The sequence below is a fragment of the Streptomyces sp. HSW2009 genome (genome assembly GCF_040240285.1).
GTDB lineage: Bacteria > Actinomycetota > Actinomycetes > Streptomycetales > Streptomycetaceae > Streptomyces.
On sequence record NZ_JBEHZD010000968.1, the window covers coordinates 1 to 1,491 of the forward strand.

General features: G+C 77.3%; 1 protein-coding gene and 1 pseudogene. Both read left to right on the top strand.

What is annotated here, in order from left to right; translation table 11 throughout:
• Positions 1-475, top strand: a pseudogene (locus AAHZ94_RS33900) (hypothetical protein); the annotation flags it as partial.
• A gap of 278 nt (positions 476-753) precedes the next feature.
• Positions 754-1,491 (top strand): WD40/YVTN/BNR-like repeat-containing protein (locus AAHZ94_RS33905; protein ID WP_502964865.1); only part of this gene is annotated, 738 nt, incomplete at its 3' end.

A 1,491-nucleotide genomic window follows, 5' to 3' on the forward strand; every position in this document is an offset into this window, starting at 1 on the left:
CCGCCCGCAGTCCGCCACACCGCCGGCCGCGCCCACCGCCGCCGCGCCCGGGCCCGGGCGGGCGCAGCCACCGGCGCCGGCAACCCCCGACGCACCGACCGGCCCGACCCGGTCGAGTGAGCCCACTGCGGCCACCGGACCCACGGAGCCCGCTGGGCCACCCGCGCCGACCCCACCGCGTACCCGACCCGCGCCGCAGCCATCGAGCAGCGCCGCCACCCGGCCCAGCACCACCCCGCAGCGCCCCACCCCGCCCCGGCCGAAACCCACCCCGCCGGACCTGCCCACCCCCACGCCCACGCCGGACCCCACCGAGCCCACCCCCGGCCCCACCGAACCCACGCCCACCCCGCCCGAGCCGACGCCGGAGCCCACCCCGACCGTCGAGCCCACAGCACCCACCCCCGAGCCCACCGGCAGCGTCCTCATCTGCAAGCCGCTGCTCCCCGGGGTGACCCTCTGCTGGTACGGCTGAACCACCCAGCACGATCGGAGGCGGCCCCCGCTCCACCCCACCGCTCCTGGTGGGCCGGCCAGCGTGTCCGGCCGAAACAGCCACTCCGCTCCCGCCCCAGCGGCCAGCGCCCCGCACCGTGACCACCCGAAACCACTCGACCACGCGCGGGCAGGCGCGCGGGGGACGGGGACGGCGCCGCGCCGCCCGATGTGTCCAGACCGTGGACGTCGCCGAGGGAATGGGCTAGCTTCCAGCGCCATATGACGGCCATGGGGACAGTGAGGCGTATGCGGCAGATGAGGCAGTTGAGACAGTCGGGGCGGGGCAGTCGGATACGGCGCGTGATCACGGCGGGGCTGAGCGGGGTGGCCGTGGCAGCCGTGCTCGTCACCCCCGCCGGAGCCGCGGACGCACGGGCCACGGATGCACGGGCCGCGGACAACCGCGGCCAGACGGCACGGGCGGTGACCGCCGAGCCCACCGCGGCGGCGCTCGGCCGCTCACCGCTGAGTTGGCGGCTGACCGAGAGCGGCAGCGACGCCAGGTTCCGCGGGCTCGCCGCCGTCAGCCGGCACACCGCCTGGGCCGCCGGTACGAAGGGCACCGTGCTGCGCACCGTGGACGGCGGGCGGAGCTGGCGCAACGTGTCGCCGGCGGGCGCCGAGGCGCTGGAGTTCCGGGACGTGGAGGCGTTCGACGCGCGGCACGCGGTGGTCCTGGCCATCGGTGAGGGCGAGGCGTCCCGCGTCTTCCGCACCACCGACGGCGGGGCCACCTGGACGGAGAGCTTCCGCAACACCGACCCCGCGGCCTTCTACGACTGCATGACCTTCTTCGACCGCCGGCACGGCATCGCGCTCGGAGACCCGGTGGACGGCAAGTACCGCATCCTGTCCACCGCCGACGGCGGGCGGAGCTGGCGGGTGCTGCCGTCGGCCGGGATGCCCGCGGCCCAGCCCGGTGAGGCGGCCTTCGCGGCCAGCGGCCAGTGCCTGGTGAGCTCCGGCAGCCGCGACGCCCGGATCGCCCCCCGC